Annotated in this window: 11 protein-coding genes and 2 tRNA genes; 3 read left to right on the plus strand and 10 right to left on the minus strand. The window is 66.5% G+C overall.

Annotation, left to right across the window (positions count from 1 at the left end; genetic code table 11):
* The 7 genes from DWA33_RS25060 to DWA33_RS02125 form a co-directional block, all read right to left on the minus strand.
* The coding region (locus DWA33_RS25060; protein WP_488225861.1) for a T1SS-143 repeat domain-containing protein at positions 1–6,264 on the minus strand (6,264 nt) is incomplete at its 3' end.
* A gap of 482 nt (positions 6,265–6,746) precedes the next feature.
* The gene (locus DWA33_RS02100) at positions 6,747–7,136 is read right to left on the minus strand and encodes a hypothetical protein (RefSeq protein ID WP_244601176.1); all 390 of its coding nucleotides are present in this window, start codon (positions 7,134–7,136) and stop codon (positions 6,747–6,749) included.
* Between the two features lie 68 nt (positions 7,137–7,204).
* Entirely contained in the window at positions 7,205–8,188 is a 984-nt protein-coding gene (locus tag DWA33_RS02105; RefSeq protein WP_114356448.1) for a transglutaminase-like cysteine peptidase, read from the minus strand.
* Positions 8,189–8,429: 241 nt separating this feature from the next.
* Positions 8,430–9,764, minus strand: a complete 1,335-nt coding sequence (locus DWA33_RS02110) for an HlyD family type I secretion periplasmic adaptor subunit (protein ID WP_114356449.1) — start codon at positions 9,762–9,764, stop codon at positions 8,430–8,432.
* A 9-nt stretch (positions 9,765–9,773) separates the two neighbouring features.
* Positions 9,774–11,969 carry a type I secretion system permease/ATPase gene (locus tag DWA33_RS02115; protein WP_114356450.1) on the minus strand — a complete coding sequence of 732 codons (2,196 nt, stop codon included), beginning with the start codon at positions 11,967–11,969 and terminating at the stop codon, positions 9,774–9,776.
* A gap of 213 nt (positions 11,970–12,182) precedes the next feature.
* Positions 12,183–13,730, minus strand: coding sequence for a TolC family outer membrane protein (locus DWA33_RS02120; protein ID WP_167443103.1), 1,548 nt, complete (start codon positions 13,728–13,730; stop codon positions 12,183–12,185).
* 180 nt (positions 13,731–13,910) lie between these two features.
* Positions 13,911–13,996, minus strand: a tRNA-Tyr gene (locus tag DWA33_RS02125).
* A gap of 209 nt (positions 13,997–14,205) precedes the next feature.
* Between DWA33_RS02125 and rlmB the strand changes: the two genes are divergently transcribed.
* Positions 14,206–15,030 (plus strand): 23S rRNA (guanosine(2251)-2'-O)-methyltransferase RlmB, encoded by an 825-nt coding sequence (gene rlmB, locus DWA33_RS02130; protein WP_114356452.1) that lies wholly within the window; start codon positions 14,206–14,208, stop codon positions 15,028–15,030.
* Positions 15,031–15,052: 22 nt separating this feature from the next.
* Here rlmB and DWA33_RS02135 read toward each other — a convergent pair whose 3' ends face one another.
* Positions 15,053–15,550, minus strand: coding sequence for a hypothetical protein (locus DWA33_RS02135; RefSeq protein ID WP_114356453.1), 498 nt, complete (start codon positions 15,548–15,550; stop codon positions 15,053–15,055).
* A 54-nt stretch (positions 15,551–15,604) separates the two neighbouring features.
* On the minus strand, positions 15,605–16,087 hold the full coding sequence (locus DWA33_RS02140; protein WP_114356454.1) for a hypothetical protein: 483 nt from the start codon (positions 16,085–16,087) through the stop codon (positions 15,605–15,607).
* Positions 16,088–16,292: 205 nt separating this feature from the next.
* Here DWA33_RS02140 and DWA33_RS02145 point away from each other — a divergent pair.
* A tRNA-Thr gene (locus DWA33_RS02145) sits at positions 16,293–16,367 on the plus strand.
* Positions 16,368–16,455: 88 nt separating this feature from the next.
* On the opposite strand, the gene DWA33_RS02150 is transcribed toward DWA33_RS02145, so the two are convergent.
* The gene (locus DWA33_RS02150) at positions 16,456–17,037 is read right to left on the minus strand and encodes a hypothetical protein (RefSeq protein WP_114356455.1); all 582 of its coding nucleotides are present in this window, start codon (positions 17,035–17,037) and stop codon (positions 16,456–16,458) included.
* Between the two features lie 398 nt (positions 17,038–17,435).
* Between DWA33_RS02150 and DWA33_RS02155 the strand changes: the two genes are divergently transcribed.
* Positions 17,436–17,645 carry a hypothetical protein gene (locus DWA33_RS02155; RefSeq protein WP_114356456.1) on the plus strand — a complete coding sequence of 70 codons (210 nt, stop codon included), beginning with the start codon at positions 17,436–17,438 and terminating at the stop codon, positions 17,643–17,645.
* Positions 17,646–17,740: the final 95 nt, after the last annotated feature.

The raw sequence follows: 17,740 nt of genomic DNA on the forward strand, positions 1-17,740 counted from the left end.
GCCGGGCGTGCCCGCGCTCCAGCTCACGCTCTCCTGGTGCGCCACACCGCTGCCGTCGACATAGATCACCTTGAACGCCGGCGGCGTCAGCGCGATCGACTTCAGCCCGTCCGAGCCCATCTGGAACAGCGCACCCGCCCCGCCCCACGCCGTGGTGGCGTCGGTGACGTCGCCGGCACCGCCGAAGTTGCCGCCGAACCCGTCGTCGTCCAGCGTGGTCGAAGCCGTCACGCTGCCCGCCGACACCGGACCGTCGTCATCGACCGAGATCCGCAGCCGCGCCGAAGCGGTGTCGCCGTCACCGTCCGTCACCGTGTAGCGGAACTCGAGGGTGGCGTTCTCCTCGGTCGTCGAGTTGTTCGAATGCGCCACAGGCGCGTTCAGCGTGAAGCTGTACGAGCCGTCCGCCTTGATCGCCAGCACCGCAGCCGGCGTCCCCGAGCCGTAATGCGTGCTGGTCGCCGTATAGGTCGTCGTCCCGTCCGCACTTCGGACCCCGGCGCTCCACTGGACGGATTCCGAGCCCGCAAAGCCGTTGCCGTCCTTGTAGATCACCGCAAAGCCCGGCGGGTTCAGCGCGATCGACCTCAGCCCGTCGGACCCCATCGAGAACAGCGCGCCGGCACCGCCCGACACCGTGTTCACGTCCGGGTCGACGTCGCCGTTGCCGCCGATGTTCGCCGGCGTGAACAGGCTCTGCGCCTCGTCGTCCAGGAGGGTCGACGGCGTCACGTTCGACGCCACCGGCCTGTCGTCGTTGATCCGCACCATCAGCAGACCGCCGGCCTGATCGCCGTCGCCGTCCGTCACCGTGAAGCCGATGCCCAGCGTGTCGGTGTTCTCCGCCAGCAGCCCGTCGCCATGCGCCAGCGGCGCATGCATGGTGAAGCTGTAGGAGCCGTCCGCACGGATCACCAGCGTCGCCGCGCCGTCCGGATAGCTCGCGCTGATCGCCGTCCACGTCGTCGTCCCGTCGGCGCTGCGAACGCCCGGGCCCCACGTCACCGGCTCGCCCTGCGCAAAGCCGTCGGCGTCCTTCGCCACAACCGCGAACGACGGCAGGTCCAGCGCGATCGACGTCAGACCGTCGGACCCCATCGAGAACAGCGCACCCGCGCCGCCCGACACCGTGTTCACGTCCGGCGACACGTCGCCGCCGAGGAAGCCGCCCGGACCGGCATTGCCCGGCACGAACGTCGTCTGCGCCTCGTCGTCCAGAACCGTGGACGGAACCACCACAAGGTTCGCCGTCGGCGTGTCGTCGTTGACCCGGATCGCCAGCGAGCCGGAGGCCTGGTCGCCGTCGCCGTCCGTCACCGTGAAGCCGAACGTCAGCGTCGCGTTCTCTTCCACCAGCGGCAGCGCCAGCCCGTGCGCCAACGGCGCGTTCAGCGTGAAGCTGTACGAGCCGTCGGCGTTGATCACCAGCACCGCGGCGCCGCCCGGATAGTTCGGGCTCGTCGCCGTCCAGGTCGTGGTCCCGCCGGCGGTCACACCGCCGTTCCACTGCACCGATTCCGTCTGCGCAAAGCCCTGCGCGTCCTGGTACACCACCGCGAACGACGGCGGCGTCACCGCCACCGAGCCGAACCCGTCGGCACCCGGCACGAACAGCGAGCCGGCCCCTCCGGTCACCACCTTGACGTTCGGCGACACGTCCCCGACCAGCCCGATGCCGTCATTGGCCGGCGTGAACTCAAGCTGCGCTTCGTCGTCGAGAATCGTCGATGGCGCCACGTCGCCCGTCGACACCGGCGTGTCGTCGTTGACGTCGACCGTCAGCGACCCGGTCGCGATGTCGCCGTCGCCGTCCGTCACGGTGTAGGCGAAGCTCAGCCCGAGATTCTCCTCCGTCGTCCCCGCGGTCGGATGCACCACGGGCGCAAACGTCGTGAAGCTGTAGGAGCCGTCGGCGTTGATCGTCAGCGTCGCGGCCGGCGTCGCGCCGGTGTAGTGCGTGCTGGTCGCCGTCCAGGTGGTGGCGCCGCCGGCGCCGGGCGTGCCCGCGCTCCAGCTCACGCTCTCCTGGTGCGCCACACCGCTGCCGTCGACATAGATCACCTTGAACGCCGGCGGCGTCAGCGCGATCGACTTCAGCCCGTCCGAGCCCATCTGGAACAGCGCACCCGCCCCGCCCCACGCCGTGGTGGCGTCGGTGACGTCGCCGGCACCGTTCCGATTGCCGCCGAACCCGTCGTCGTCCAGCGTGGTCGAAGCCGTCACGCTGCCCGCCGACACCGGACCGTCGTCATCGACCGAGATCCGCAGCCGCGCCGAAGCGGTGTCGCCGTCACCGTCCGTCACCGTGTAGCGGAACTCGAGGGTGGCGTTCTCCTCGGTCGTCGAGTTGTTCGAATGCGCCACCGGCGCGTTCAGCGTGAAGCTGTACGAGCCGTCCGCCTTGATCGCCAGCACCGCAGCCGGCGTCCCCGAGCCGTAATGCGTGCTGGTCGCCGTATAGGTCGTCGTCCCGTCCGCACTTCGGACCCCGGCGCTCCACTGGACGGATTCCGAGCCCGCAAAGCCGTTGCCGTCCTTGTAGATCACCGCAAAGCCCGGCGGGTTCAGCGCGATCGACCTCAGCCCGTCGGACCCCATCGAGAACAGCGCGCCGGCACCGCCCGACACCGTGTTCACGTCCGGGTCGACGTCGCCGTTGCCGCCGATGTTCGCCGGCGTGAACAGGCTCTGCGCCTCGTCGTCCAGGAGGGTCGACGGCGTCACGTTCGACGCCACCGGCCTGTCGTCGTTGATCCGCACCATCAGCAGACCGCCGGCCTGATCGCCGTCGCCGTCCGTCACCGTGAAGCCGATGCCCAGCGTGTCGGTGTTCTCCGCCAGCAGCCCGTCGCCATGCGCCAGCGGCGCATGCATGGTGAAGCTGTAGGAGCCGTCCGCACGGATCACCAGCGTCGCCGCGCCGTCCGGATAGCTCGCGCTGATCGCCGTCCACGTCGTCGTCCCGTCGGCGCTGCGAACGCCCGGGCCCCACGTCACCGGCTCGCCCTGCGCAAAGCCGTCGGCGTCCTTCGCCACAACCGCGAACGACGGCAGGTCCAGCGCGATCGACGTCAGACCGTCGGACCCCATCGAGAACAGCGCACCCGCGCCGCCCGACACCGTGTTCACGTCCGGCGACACGTCGCCGCCGAGGAAGCCGCCCGGACCGGCATTGCCCGGCACGAACGTCGTCTGCGCCTCGTCGTCCAGAACCGTGGACGGAACCACCACAAGGTTCGCCGTCGGCGTGTCGTCGTTGACCCGGATCGCCAGCGAGCCGGAGGCCTGGTCGCCGTCGCCGTCCGTCACCGTGAAGCCGAACGTCAGCGTCGCGTTCTCTTCCACCAGCGGCAGCGCCAGCCCGTGCGCCAACGGCGCGTTCAGCGTGAAGCTGTACGAGCCGTCGGCGTTGATCACCAGCACCGCGGCGCCGCCCGGATAGTTCGGGCTCGTCGCCGTCCAGGTCGTGGTCCCGCCGGCGGTCACACCGCCGTTCCACTGCACCGATTCCGTCTGCGCAAAGCCCTGCGCGTCCTGGTACACCACCGCGAACGACGGCGGCGTCACCGCCACCGAGCCGAACCCGTCGGCACCCGGCACGAACAGCGAGCCGGCCACTCCGGTCACCACCTTGACGTTCGGCGACACGTCCCCGACCAGCCCGATGCCGTCATTGGCCGGCGTAAACTCAAGCTGCGCTTCGTCGTCGAGAATCGTCGATGGCGCCACGTCGCCCGTCGACACCGGCGTGTCGTCGTTGACGTCGACCGTCAGCGACCCGGTCGCGGTGTCGCCGTCGCCGTCCGTCACGGTGTAGGCGAAGCTCAGGCCGAGGTTCTCCTCCGTCGTCCCCGCGGTCGGATGCACCACGGGCGCAAACGTCGTGAAGCTGTAGGAGCCGTCGGCGTTGATCGTCAGCGTCGCCACCTTGGCGATGCTGTCGCTCGAGAAGGTCCAGGTGGTCGCGCTTCCGTTCACCACGGGGGCGCCGACGGTCACCGTCTCCTGACGCGCGACGCCATCGGCATCGACATAGATCGCATCGAATGCGGTCGAGGAATCCAGCACCACACTCTTCATGCCGTCCGCACCTACGGTGAACAGCGCACCCGCCGCGCCGGACACACTGGTGGCGTCGGTGACGTCGCCGGCACCGCCGAGGTTGCCGCCGAACTCGTCGTCGTCCAGCGCGATCGGCGCCGTGACCGCGCCGTTGGTGACCGGCGAATCGTCGTCGACAGAGACCGTGAACGAGCCGGTTGCGACGTCGCCGTCACCGTCGCGCGCGATGAAATTGAAGGTCAGGTCGCGATTGTCCTCGACCGCCACCGCTGCGAGCGCCGCCTCGGGCTGTTCCGATTGGTCGTCCGGAGTTTCCGATGCCGGGCTGTGATCGAGCTGCCGCAGCAGATGGAAGGTGTAGGAGCCGTTGCCCTGGTCGGACAGCGTCACGAAGAACACGACGTTGCTGCCCGGCTGGCTGGGGTCGAAGCCCTCCGGCGCGGACTCCCCGGTGTACGCAACCAGCACGGTGCCGTTGGCGAAGATCGCGTAGCGGACCGCTTGGCCGGCGGAGGTCAGCGTCTCCGGCGCGTCCTGGTCGGCGAAGCTCACCGAACGATCGCCCAGCACCTGGGTGCCACTGTATCCGCCGTCGACGTTACTGTTGGCGTCGTCCGAGTTCCAGTCGATGGCGAGACTGCCGGCCGACGTCAGCACCGACCCATCGGTGTCGATGTCGGAATTGGTGTCGGGTTCGTCGTCGGTTTCTACGACGTCGCGGTTGCCGGCCGGAAGATCGTCCTCGTCCACGGCGGCGGATTCCGGCGTGCCGATGGTCAGCACGTCGTCGGCAACGTCGATTTCAAAATTGGTGGTGATCGAATCGCCGTCGGCGTCGGTCGCCACCACGGTGAAGTTCAGCGGCTGCGACGCGTCATCGGCGCCGACGTGATCGAGATTGTCGGACAGGACGAACGTGTAGCTGCCGGCGCCCTGGTCCGACAGCGTCACCGTGAAGACGGTGCGCGCGCTCTCGCCTCCGCCGGCGCTGGCGACAATCTCGGTGCCGTCTGCCGACAGCGCGTAGCTGATCGTCTCGCCGTTCGAGGTCAGCGCCAGCGCTTCCAACGCGGTGATGGTCGCGGGGTCGAATACCAGCGACCGGTCACCGTCGACCGCGATCCCGGTCGAGCCACCGTCGACATCGCTGTTGCCGCTGTCGGCACCCCAGGCGATGCCCAGCGACACCGTGCGCGAAGTCTCCACGAACACGTTCTCGACGTCGTCGAGCCCCGTCTGCTCGGCCAGGCCGACCGCCCCGACCGACGAAACCTCCGGTGAGTCGTCGTTGATGTTGATCACGATCGACACCGGCGCGGTGTCGCCGGAGCCGTCGGTGGCGATCACGCCGATGGTCAGGCTGAGCGTGTCCTCGGTGCCGGACACCGAGTGGTCGAGCGGGCGCAGCAGCGTCACGGTGTAGCTGCCGGCGACGGTGGTGGCGGCGTCCAGCGTCACAACGAACACCTGATTGGCGGCGACCGAAGGGTCGGCGCCGACGTAGCCGATCAGCGTCGGCACGCCGCCGATGACGGCGATCGCGATGCTCACCGCCTCGCCGCCCGAGGTCAGTCCGACGAGGCCCGGCTGGGCCGCGTTGAACGCCAGGCTGCGGTCGGCGAAGTCACTCCCGAAGTCGATGTTGAGCGAGCCGGTGAAGCTGGTCAGCACGCCGCCGGTGTCGCCGGGCCCCCCGAGATTGCCTTCAGACAGGCCATCCTCGTTCAGGATCGTGGCGTCGGGCGTGCCCGGGATCGGCGTCGACGTCGTCGTGAGCGCGCCGCCGGCGAAGCCGCCGCCGATATCCTCCGCGCCAAGCAGAGCGAGCGGGGTGCCGCCGGTCAGCGCGTCGATGGTGAAGCCGCCGAAATTGGCGCCGGCCGGAACGCCGGGCGCGCCGGGCGTGCCCGCCGCCGGCAGCACCGACTGATCGGTAGTAATCGGAAACAGCTCGGCGAACTGATTGCCGTCAAGGATACGCTCGGGACCCATCTCGAACGACAGGCCAGGCAGCGGCGCACCGTCGTTGTTGAACACCGGATCGATCGAAACCGTCGACTGGTTGTCGAACAGGATGATCAGGCGATCGCCGATTCGGACGAAGGTCAGCTTCTCGCTGGAGATGTCTCTGAAGTCGATCTTGGTGCCGCCGTCGAGATGCACCGTCACGGCCTGCCCGTTCTGCGGCTTGGCGACTTTCAAGTCCTTGATCGACCCACTCGACGTTTGCGGCGTGACACCATTCAGTTGCGCAAGCACGACGGGAGCGTTCATCTGCCTAAGCCTCCAACGAAGCCGCCCGCGCGGCTACTGAAGGTTAAATTATTATTAAAGCCCCCTCGGGGGTCAAGAAATCAGATGTGTTTTCGTCGAATCTGATTTGTTTTGGTTAAGTCGACCAAAGTGTTAATCACCCAATCGAGCGTAATTACCAGTTGCAACGCTGTTGCAAAAACGCGACTTGGCTCGATCTATACTAGTATTCGATCAATTCTATAAGTATTGCGGCGGTAAAATATTTAGAGAAACTACGAATGTGACTGTAAATCTAGCGAGATCACCAAATACGGCGCTACGGAATTCAACAACTTTGACGGGAATAGTCTGTCTGAAACAAAATCGCCCCGGAACTCTTGTTCCGGGGCGATTACTATTTGTGGTTGTTACTTGGGGAAAGACTGAGGCTAGGTCCGCCCGACCACACAGGGGATCGGTTCGTGTTTCCTCAGATAGAGCAGCGCCTGATCCCGGATGCCGTCGATCCAAAAATCGCGGCCCGCGTAGCGGTATCCATTGCCCATCGGAATCAGCCGGACAGACGCGGCGCGGTGCGGATTGAAGTAGAACCGTGCGGTGACGATCTGTCCGGGCTCGGCGACCGGGCCGGATTTCAGCAAGTAGTTGCCGCCATTGGCGCAACTCACCGCGAAGGTCGACTCCGGCAACACCAACACCTCGGCGTGTGCCTTGCCGGCCATAGCGCCCACCGGCGTCAGCGCCAGCAGGCCGCAAGCAATCCATTTCCTGAAATTCACGACAGCGCCCCCCGCGTTCAAAACCGGTTCCGGACGCATTAAGAACTCAATTCGGCGGCGCGGACAAGCGCCCGCTGAAGCGCCCGGCCGTTTCCCGACGGACTGCGTCAGAGTTGCAACGGCAGGTCCGAGCTCGGTCCGCCGGAAATATCGACGTTGGCCGCTGGCGCGATGTCGGTTTCACTCTCGTGATGCGGCCGCTCGGCGTACGGCGCGGCGAACAGGCTGACACCGCGGTGGTCGATCGCGAACAGCGGCATGAACGACTGCAGATCGCGGCCTTCCATCAGCGCGGCGCGGCGATTGTCGAGCACCGACCAGCGGCCGTCGATGCGGATCGCCAGCACCGCATGGTCCTGGCGCACCGCCAAGTCGCGGACCAGCAGCAGCTTGAGATCGGTTTCGGGGGTGCCGGCCGCCAGCAGTAGCGCGTATTTGGCGATCGCATAGTCCTCGCAGTCGCCGAGCCCGCTGAGCAGCGTGGTCAGCGGAGCGTTCCACAGGTCGGCGACGCCATGGTGCTGATAGTCGCCGACGTAACGCACCGCCTCGTTGACGTTGCGGTTGACGATCTCGGCGCGCGCACGGAGGTCGGTCTCGGCGGCGGCGCTCCGCGTCATCGCGACGAAGCGGCGCTCGACCGGCGAGCAACGCTGATCATCCTGATTGCAGGCTTTGATCGATGCGGCGTCGGATGTCATCGTCGCCTTGACGCCGCGCCATTTGGTCCAGAGCACACCCTCCGGCGCGCGGAACGTCATCAATCCGAACGGCTCGTCAGTCGTCGCGGAGATCGCCGGCAGCCGCGGCGCGTCGCCTGCCACGCCGGCCCGTGCCGACGGATCGGTGGCGGCGACTTCGACCGGACCGGACGCCTTACGGCGCAGCCCGTCGTGCTTGGCGAGCACGTCGTTGATAGTGAAGAACCGCATCTGCGGCGCGGTGACCGTCAGTCCGACATCCGAGGTCGACGCCTCGATCGTCGCCTTCTTGGTCCGTGCATCCGCCGGCGTGACGCTGAGCCCGGCCGCAACCGCGAGCACAAGTCCGCACGCGCGCGGGAATCCGCGCGGCTGATCGATCCGCAACATGACTGACGCCCCGTGGTTTCCGGGGCATCGGCCCGCGCTCACGCGCCGGTCCCTGTCCCGGTTGTTGTCCGACAGGGATACGGCGCGCACCGCTTCGACGCGGTTAAACCGGCTTAGGATTCAATCAGTTGTTGATCTTGCAGCTAATCGTTGGCGACCGGAACGGATCGCATTTTAGCGATTCAGGGATTGTTCACCCCGACGCCTCGCCGGGACGCGCAGCCGCGTCCTGCGGCTCCGGTCAGTGTTCGCGCAGCGCCTCGTCGCGCAGCGTGCGGGCCGGCTTGATCAGATAGTCGAGCACCGACTTCTTCCCGGTCAGGATTTCGACGGTGGCGACCATGCCGGGCAAGATCGGCAGCGGGTGCTCCGCAGTCCCCAGATGATTGGTCTCGGTGCGGATCATCACGCGATAGAAGGTTTCGCCCCGCTCGTTCTTGTCGCCCTTCTCGTCGGTGATGGTATCGGCGCTGATCCGCTCGACCTTGCCGTGCAGCGAGCCGTACACGGACGAGTCATAGGCGCTGATCTTGACCACCGCCTCGTGGTTCGGGCGGATGAAGGCGATGTCCTGCGGACGGATCCGTCCCTCCACCAGCAGCGTGTCGTCGAGCGGCGTGATCTCCATCAGGCTGGCGCCGGGGGCCACCACGGCCCCGATCGTGGTCACGTTGAGCTTGTTGACGACGCCGCGCACCGGCGAGCGCAGTTCGGTGCGGCGCACGCGGTCTTCGGCCGACTTGATATTCTCTTCGAGGACGGCGAGGTCGGCACGCGATTTGGCGAGATCGTCCTCGGCCTGGGCGCGGAAGGCGGTGCTGATGTTGAGCCGCCGCGAGCGGGCTTCATCCACCGCCGCCTGAGTCTTGACCATCGTGGCCTGCACCACCGCGAGCTGGCCGCGCATATCGGTCGCCTGACGATCCGCGCGCAGCATCTCGATCTCGGGCACCACCTTCTGGTCGTACAGCTTGCGGGTCAACGCGAGTTCGCGATTGAGCAGCGCCAGCGTTTCCAAGAACCGCTTCTCCGAAGCTCGAAGCTCGTCGATCTCCTTGGTCTTCTGCAATTCCTGCTGCTGAACGACATCGACGTCCTGCGCCAGCTTGCGCATATGAGCCTCGAACACCGATCGTTCCGACTGCACCGCGCGGGGAGCGCTTTGCATCAACTCGGCCGGAAATTCCACGCTGGTACTGCCGTTGGTTTCGGCCTCGAGCCGGATCACCCGCGCCGCCATCGCGCCACGGCGTTCGCGGATCTCGCCGAACTGCGAGGCGAAGTTGGTGTCTTCGATGCGGGCCAACGCCTGATCCTTGTCGACGATCGCACCTTCCTGAACCAGCAGATCGGCGATGATGCCGCCTTCGAGCGACTGCACCACCTGGGTCTGGCGGGACGGCACCACCTTGCCGTTGCCGCGCTTGACCTCGTCGAGCACGGCGAAATAGGACCAGATCAGAAACGTGACGAACAGCGCCAGACTCGCGATCAGCAGCAGCCGCGCGGTCTTGGGCGTACGCAGTTCGACTGCGGCTCGGACGTCGTTCGAGAATGCGAAATCAGTCTGTGCCATGTTTCGACCTCACGCCCTGGCCGCGGCGGCTGAAGGCTGCGGCCGCAGCTTGGTGAGAATCTGCTCGGTCGGCCCGTCGGCGACCAGCTTGCCCTGATCGAACACCAGAATGCGATCGACCAGCGTCAGCAGCGACGGACGGTGCGTCGACACGATGATGGTCATTTCGCCTTTGGCCAGCGCCTTCAGACGCTCCAGAAATTCGCCCTCGCTGCGCACGTCGAAATGCGCGGTGGGCTCGTCCAGGAACAGCACCTTCGGCTTGCGGATGAGGACGCGCGCCAGGCCGATCGCCTGCTTCTGGCCGCCGGACAGGCTGCGTCCGCCTTCGGCGATCATCATGTCGTAGCCCTGAGGATGACCGGCGATGAAACTCTCGACCCCGGCCAGCCGGGCCGCTGCGAGCACCTCCTCGTCGGTCGCGCCGGCGCGGCCGAGCGTGATGTTGTCGCGCAGCTTGCCGTAGAACAGATCGGTATCCTGCAGCACGAAGCCGATTCCGGCACGCAGATCGGCCGGATCGTACTGCCGGATGTCGATCCCATCGATCAGCACGGTGCCGTCACTGGGCGGATAGAACGCCGTCGCCAGCCGCCCGATCGTGGTCTTGCCGGATCCGATCCGACCGATGATACCGATCTTCTCGCCCGGTCTGATTTGAAACGAGACGTTGTCGAGGGCCTTGGTCTGGCTGCCCGGATACGAGAAGCTGACGCCCTTGAACTGAATGCCGCCGGCCTTGATTTCGCGGGCGACGTAGATTTTCTCCGGCGGCCGTTCGCGTTCGAGCGACATCAGCCGATCGATCGAACGCAGCGCCGAGGTGGTCTGCGTCGCGCGCGTCATCACGCCGGCAATTCCCGCGATCGGGCCGAGGACCCGCCCGGACAACATGTTGGCGGCGACCAGCGCACCGACCGACAGCTTGCCGTCGAGGATCAGGAACACACCAGCGACGACCAGCAGCAGACTGCATAGCTGGCTCGCGACGCTGGCCGCAGTCATTGCCATCGAAGCCCAGAACTGCACGTCTTCGCTGGAGCGCGCCGTCGCAGCGACCGACCGCTCCCATATCCGCTGCACCCGCCCCTCGCCGGCCACCGCGCGGACGGTTTCGATACCGCTCAGCGATTCGACCAGGATGCCGTGACGCGCAGCCGACTCGGCCTGCATGCGTCGCATCGCGCGATCGAGCGGCCGCTGCAGCAACAGGCCGATCACGATCATGACCGGCAGCATCGCCAACGGAATCCAGCCGAGCGGCCCGGCGATGATGAAGAGCACGGCGATGAACAGGATCGCAAACAGCATGTCGGTGGCGGAGACCACCGTGCCCGAAGTGAAGAACTCACGGACCGAGTCGAAGTCGCGCATCTGGTTGGCGAGAATGCCCACCGAAGGCGGGCGCTTGTCCATCTTCAGCGACATGACGTGTTCGAAGATCTGCGATGCCAGCACCACGTCGATCTTCTTGCCGGTCATATCGATGATACGGCTGCGCACCACCTTCAGCACGAAGTCGAAAACAATCGCCAGTCCCAGCCCGATGCCGAGCGCCACCAGCGAGGGGATTGCGCCGTTCGGAATCACGCGGTCGTAGACGCTCATCGTGAACAGAGGCGCTGCCAAGGCCAGAATATTGACGATGAACGCCGCCACCGCGACATGGATGTAGTTGGCACCGAACCGGCTGACCACCGACCAGAACCAGTGGCGCTTCGGCAGGTCGCCGGTGGCGACCGCGCGCGGATCGTCGACCATGGCGGGGCGCACGAAGTAGGCAAACCCCGAATAGCTGGCGGCGACGACCTCGGCACGCTCGGTGAGTTCGGCCTCGCCTTTCGACGGGTCGACCAGAACGAGCCGGCTGCTCGACTGATCCGTGCTCAGCAGCACCCGGGTGGAGCCGTCGTGGAACAGCAACACGCAGGGCAACACCAGGGCCGGGATCTCCGACAGCGCCCGCTCAACCAATTGGGCCTCGAGCCCGGCCCGCTGCGCGGCGCGCTCGTACAAGCCGACGCTGAGCAAGCCGCGCTCGAGGGGCAGTCCAGACAACAACGCGCTGCGGCTGAGCGCCCGGCCATGGTGAGCCGCGAGATACAGCAGGCTGTCGCTCAAGGGATCGGATACGCTGCTGGAAGGCGGCGCCGAGGGTACCGGGGACGCATCCTCGATTGTCGACTGTGCGGACCGAATGTTCATCGACGCCTCGAACTCAAGAGGTCTGTCGTGCTGGTACGGCCACACCTGTGTTAAGCGGGCACCAACGACTTAACGTTCTATTAATTGAAATTTTCGGAAATTGCCTGCCGATTCCCCGGGGGCGGGCCGGAATCGGCGCGTATCGTAAATTTGGGCGGATCAGAACGTAAGCTTGGGCGGATCAGAAGGTACAGATGGTGAACCGGACCTGACTTACTTGGGCACCGCGGTCGCGTATTTGCCGGAAGTGAGGAACAGAGTGTTGCTCTCCGCCGGCTCCGTCGACGCCCAGCGGTCGCCGAAGGTAATCGGAGTGGGGAATTTCACCGTGTCGGCAAACAGGCCGAACAGCGGGACCGGAGCGACAGCGCCGAGAGGCTCCGGACCCGGCGAAGGCGGGCTCAACCGAACCGGCGGCAATTTGAAGCCGATAAACCCGCTCGGGTGAACGTCGATCAGTTCGGCCTCCGGCGGATGGCCGGTCTTCAGATAGTTCAGCAGTTGCCCCATGGCCGCAAGCAACTGATAGTCTGCAAACACCGCCACGCCGCGTGCGGAAACCAGCGAGACATTTGCATTGAAATACTGGTTCTGGGAGTTCAGCAGATCAATCAGCGTACGCTGCCCGAGTTCGTACTCTTTGTTGTAAGCAGCGAAGGTGCGACGGGCCGCCTCGACGTCGCGCACCAAAGCCGCGACGCGATCGACCGTGATGATCCGCGCCGCCCACGCCTTGTCGATCGATTCCAGCGCACCCCGCTGCAGCCGCGCGTGCTTCTGCTGCTCTTCGATCATCCGCTGGGCGGCTTCCTCACGGCGCCAGCTGCTCTGGCCGCCATTGAAGATGTCCCAGGACGCGACCAGCTTGCCGCTCACTTCGTCGTACTGGTTGCTGTAGAGGATCGACTCCTTGCCACGACTGGCCCGGCCTTCCAGCGCCAGCGTCGGCATGAAGGCGCCAGTCGTCGCATCGAAGCCGCGCTTTGCCGCAGCGACGTCGGCGCCGGCGGCGCGCAGCGTCGGATTGAACTTGTAGGCGATATCGAGCGATTCCTGCTTGTTCTTCGGCAGATCCGCCAGACGTCCCGGGAATCGCAGATTGTAGGGCTCGATCCCGACGATCTTGCGGAACTTGGCGCGCGCATTCTCGAGACTGAGACGGAACTCGGCAGCGATCGCCTGAGCCGACGCCACACGCTCTTCAGCCTGCTGGGTGTCGCCCTCGCCGGCCCGGCCGCCTTCGAAGCGGGCCAGCACGTTCTTGCGGAGCCCAAGATGGACCTGGACGTTCTGCTCGGCCAGCGCGAGCAGACGGGTATAGCGAACGACATCGATATAGGCTTCGGCCGCATCCAGGCCGATCAGTTCAGTGCGCTCAAGGACGCGGAAGGATGCCGCATCGACCCGCGCCGCCTGGCGCCACACCTCGTTGATCGACGCGAACCCGTCGAACAGCAACTGACGCACGACGACGCCGGCTTCGCGACCACGCAGGTAGATCCCGTTGTTGGCGGGCGCCGGGGTCACATATTGCTTGATCATTTCCGGGCCGAGACTGGCCTCGAGACGGACCTGCGGCAGCAGCGTGCCCTGGCTCTGCCGCAACTCGGCTTCGGTGGCACGACGGTTCGCCGCGGCTTCACCGACGCTCGGATTGGATTTCACTGCTTGATTGATGGCATCGAGAATCAAAAACGGCTCGGCCGCCCGGGCCGAACCCGCACCCAAAAGGGCGAAAATGGTTGCTGCAAAAATTGGCATTCGGTTCAACATACGGAACCACTAACAAACCCCTGATTGACTCGCAATCGTTTCGCCACATTTCGCGCGAAAACGACTGCGCTGTGGCAAAAACGTGACTCTGGGATTGATGTACCGCGACGCCGTCGATCCCTGAGCGTCGATCAGGCAGATCGATTTTAGCGAGAGATCAGTTGGGGTTGGTGGGGGAGGCAGGACTCGAACCTGCGAAGCCATGAGGCGGCTGATTTACAGTCAGCTCCCTTTGCCACTCGGGACACTCCCCCGCCCGTGCCGCCGGCCGAACGCCTGTGGCAGGCAAAACCGGGGCCGGAAGCCGCAGCGGGCCCGCGGGCGGGCCTGCAACGCGGCGCGGTTATGGGCGATGCCGCCCCCTAAAGTCAACCAACCCCATGACGATTTCGACACTCCTTCGTCATATCGGACGATCGGAGCGAAATTGCCTTGGGCGATACGGCGTGAGACAAGCGCCGCCATGACCGACAGACCGCCGAATCCCCGCTTTTCCCGCCGCGATGGGCCGCCACGCGGCAAGCCGCGCCCTGTCGGGCTGCGGCGCGATGGGGCGCGCGACGGCGACGGGCCGGTGATCCTGTACGGCTGGCACACCGTGACCGCGGCGCTGGCCAATCCGCAGCGCAAATTTCGCAAGCTGTGGCTGACCGAAAACGCCGCCCGCCGGCTCGCCGAAGAGCACATCGACACCCGAATCGCGCCGGAGATCGTCCGCCCCTCCGAGATCGACCGAAGGCTCGGTCCGGATGCGGTGCATCAGGGCCTACTGGCCGAGGCCGATCCGCTGGAGACGCCGCGAATCGACACCCTGCCCCAGCACGGCATCGTGCTGGTGCTCGACCAGATCACCGATCCGCACAATGTCGGCGCGATCCTGCGCTCGGCGGCGGCGTTCGCCGTGCAGGCGATCGTCACCACCGCCCGGCACAGCCCGGAAGCCACCGGCGTGCTCGCCAAGTCGGCCTCCGGCGCGCTGGAGCTGGTGCCGCTGGTGCTGGTGCAGAACCTCGCCCGCGCCCTGACCGAACTGAACGAGCGCGGCTTCCTCACCGTCGGGCTCGACAGCGAAGGCGACGACGACCTCGCCGCGGTCGAATTGCGTCAGCCGCTGGCGCTGGTGCTCGGGGCGGAGGGCAAGGGGCTGCGGCAGCTGACCCGGCAGACCTGCGCCACCGTGGCCCGGCTCGACATGCCGGGCGAGATCAAGAGCCTCAACGTCTCCAACGCCGCCGCGCTGGCGCTGTATATCGGCGCCAGCCGGCTCGACCTGATGGGCCGGCGCTAACGCCGAAACCGCAACACGCCGGTCAATAGCGCTGGTGATGCATCGGCCCGTGGGGACGATGGCCGCGGTGCCAGCCGGCATGGTGGCGGCGATGTGCCGTGGGGTGGGCGTGCGCACGGCCGCGGTAGCGATAGACCACCGGGCCCCAGGACGGCTCGCCGATCACCTGATGGGTCATGGCGTGGGCATAGGCCCCGCCGGTATAGGCGGTGCCGGTGCGGTACACCGAGACGGCGCGCTCGTCATAATAAGGGCGCGGGGCGAACCGGCCGGGGCCGGTATAGGCCGGGCCCTGGTTGACGTAATAGTACCGCGTCGGGTCCGGCAGCCGATCGAACGCCGCGGTGCCGTAGCCATAGCCGTAGCCGGTCTCGAACGTGGCGTAGCCGCCGCCGCACGGGCCGGCCACCGGACCGCACGGTCCGCAGCCGAACGCCGCTCCGCCGCAGGCCAGCGCCGGCGCGGCGCTCGCGGTCACCACGGCCAGCGCCGCGACCAGTCCGGAAATCATCCTACGCATGCTACGCTCCTGTTCGATGTCGTCGGGGTCGGGTGCGGGGCGGCCGTCCGCCCGTCACCGGTACGGCCGCGGACCGGGCGGCCGCGGCAGCGGTTCCTCATAGGGCGGCGCCACGATCACCTGGGGATCGATCGTCATCGGCGGCGCCGGCTGCGGCGGGCGCGATTCGACTTCCCAGGATTGATGGAAGCTCTCCGCCGGCTTCGGCAGCTTGCGGTCCGCCGGCGGCTCGATCTCGAGCCGGCCATAGCCGGGCAGCCGGTTCGAGCCCGGGTAATAGTGGCCGACCTCCGGATACACCACCGGCCGGCTGCCGTAGATCGTCGGCTGCATGTGGGTGCCGCGCTCCAGCCCCCAGTCGCCCTCGATCATCGCATAGGAGGCGTCGCGGCCGTTGATGATGATCGGCACGCCGGGACGGCCGGGAATCACGATCGCCCGCCCGCCGCTCTCGGCGAGCACCGGCGCCGGCGCCGCGGTCGCGGCCAGCAGGACGAGCGCCTGGGCCAGGCGCCGGAAGGTGACGGGATCGGACATGCGGCCAACGGTAACGGAAAAGCCTGGCAGATCGGTTAAGGCACGGCCGCGAACGGCCGTTCACCCCAACGCGCGACCGGCGTTTCGGGTCCACGCACGCCGCCGAGCCGCAACGTCGTTAACGCCGGCTTTCGATCCGCGCCCCGCCGAAACTGCGACCGCGGCCTTGTCGAGCCGCAGCGGCGCTGCTAGCTGTCTGGCCGATGCCGGCGTAGCACAGCGGTAGTGCAGCGGTTTTGTAAACCGAAGGTCGGGAGTTCGATCCTCTCCGCCGGCACCACGTTTCCCGCAAGCTGCCCTGCCCCGACCAGCCGGTCCACCGCGCGCTGCCGCCAAGCCGTGCGCGCCGGCGATCAGGACAGTTGCGGTCAGACCGCAACGGCGCTCGGCGCATCGTCGGCGCGGGCGACGTCGATCGCATACACCACCACCGTATTCGCGGACGGGAAATCGCCATGCGCGAAAATGCCGTCGCGCTCGAACCGCCCTTCGGTGCTGATCAGCAAGCTGGTGGTGAAGATGCAGTGCACCTCACCGTCCGCACCGGTGAACGGCAGCAGCAGCTTCTCGTAGTCCACCGGCACGTCGTGCACGTCGGAGATGTGCGAGATCGAATACACCGGTTTGCGGCTGCGCCGGCACAGCTCGTACTGCATCAGGACGTGATCGCGGGTCGCCGATGGCAGCACCTCGTCGAGATATCGCCCGCGCGGCTCCAGCCCGGTGGCGGCCGCCATCAGCGATCCGTAGTGCAGGACCTGATAGCGCCGCGGCTCGCCGTCACCGACCACCCGCGTGATGATCGACCGCGACATGTCGATGCTCGCCGGCTCGAACGCGAACGGCACCAGAGCCGGATCCGCGATCCTGCCGCCCCGCGCCCACTGGTTGATCAACCAGCGATGAGGCACGTGCCTGACGACCTCGGCGCTGCTCGGATTCGCGAACATGTTTTAGGGATTCCTCGTTTCGGCAGCCGCCGTTCGCCGCTCAGCCATCCGGTGCGCTGCTGCGGTACGGCGCATGCAGCTATCGGACAGCCGTCGGCCGGTCAACGGCGGCATCCAACTGTGCGAATGCGACAGTGTCGCACCTGTCGTAACAATCCGTTTCTGGAGCATCCTCGGATCACTACGAGTCGGCTGGCGTTGCTCGCCGATGCCGACGCCTTGCTACACGCGACGCCGCGTCGGCAGGTCGCTGCAGACCGCAACTACCAATTGATCCCCACCGGGGCACCTAACTATCAGTTCCATCGAGGGAACTCAGCGCGGCTTGCGCTGGATCAATACAATTGCCAGCAAAGGTTGCAAAATTATCGGAGTCGCTTTTGAGGACTCACCGGGAAATGCGCTCGTATCATCACCGCGATTACTTCTTTCATCCCTGCCAGGCGTGTGGGGCGGTTGCCAATCTGACGCGCAACACCCCGGCCGCCGGCGGCAGCGAGCGCCGCACCTACGAGTGCCGCCGCTGCGGACAGGTCAACATCTACGACGTGGCTCCGGAAGCCGGCACGCCGTGGACCGTGATCGATCAGTCCTCGCCGGTCTCCTGACCGCTTCGCTGGCGGCCAGCGAGCGCTGTTCTGGCAAGCGGTGCGCGCGGCCCGGTCGCGGCTTGCGGCGAACCGCCGGGTCGAGCGCTCGCCTT

The sequence above is a fragment of the Rhodopseudomonas pentothenatexigens genome (genome assembly GCF_900218015.1).
Taxonomy (GTDB): Bacteria; Pseudomonadota; Alphaproteobacteria; order Rhizobiales; family Xanthobacteraceae; genus Rhodopseudomonas; species Rhodopseudomonas pentothenatexigens.

Excerpts from the sequence above, each read along its gene's own strand:
- DWA33_RS02115 (WP_114356450.1), bottom strand. The coding sequence starts at position 11,969 with ATGAACATTCGGTCCGCACAGTCGACAATCGAGGATGCGTCCCCGGTA.
- DWA33_RS02155 (WP_114356456.1), top strand. The coding sequence starts at position 17,436 with ATGCGCTCGTATCATCACCGCGATTACTTCTTTCATCCCTGCCAGGCG.
- DWA33_RS02140 (WP_114356454.1), bottom strand. The coding sequence starts at position 16,087 with ATGTCCGATCCCGTCACCTTCCGGCGCCTGGCCCAGGCGCTCGTCCTG.
- DWA33_RS02100 (WP_244601176.1), bottom strand. The coding sequence starts at position 7,136 with ATGCGTCCGGAACCGGTTTTGAACGCGGGGGGCGCTGTCGTGAATTTC.
- DWA33_RS02135 (WP_114356453.1), bottom strand. The coding sequence starts at position 15,550 with ATGCGTAGGATGATTTCCGGACTGGTCGCGGCGCTGGCCGTGGTGACC.
- DWA33_RS02150 (WP_114356455.1), bottom strand. The coding sequence starts at position 17,037 with ATGTTCGCGAATCCGAGCAGCGCCGAGGTCGTCAGGCACGTGCCTCAT.
- DWA33_RS02105 (WP_114356448.1), bottom strand. The coding sequence starts at position 8,188 with ATGTTGCGGATCGATCAGCCGCGCGGATTCCCGCGCGCGTGCGGACTT.
- DWA33_RS02110 (WP_114356449.1), bottom strand. The coding sequence starts at position 9,764 with ATGGCACAGACTGATTTCGCATTCTCGAACGACGTCCGAGCCGCAGTC.
- rlmB (WP_114356452.1), top strand. The coding sequence starts at position 14,206 with ATGACCGACAGACCGCCGAATCCCCGCTTTTCCCGCCGCGATGGGCCG.
- DWA33_RS02120 (WP_167443103.1), bottom strand. The coding sequence starts at position 13,730 with ATGCCAATTTTTGCAGCAACCATTTTCGCCCTTTTGGGTGCGGGTTCG.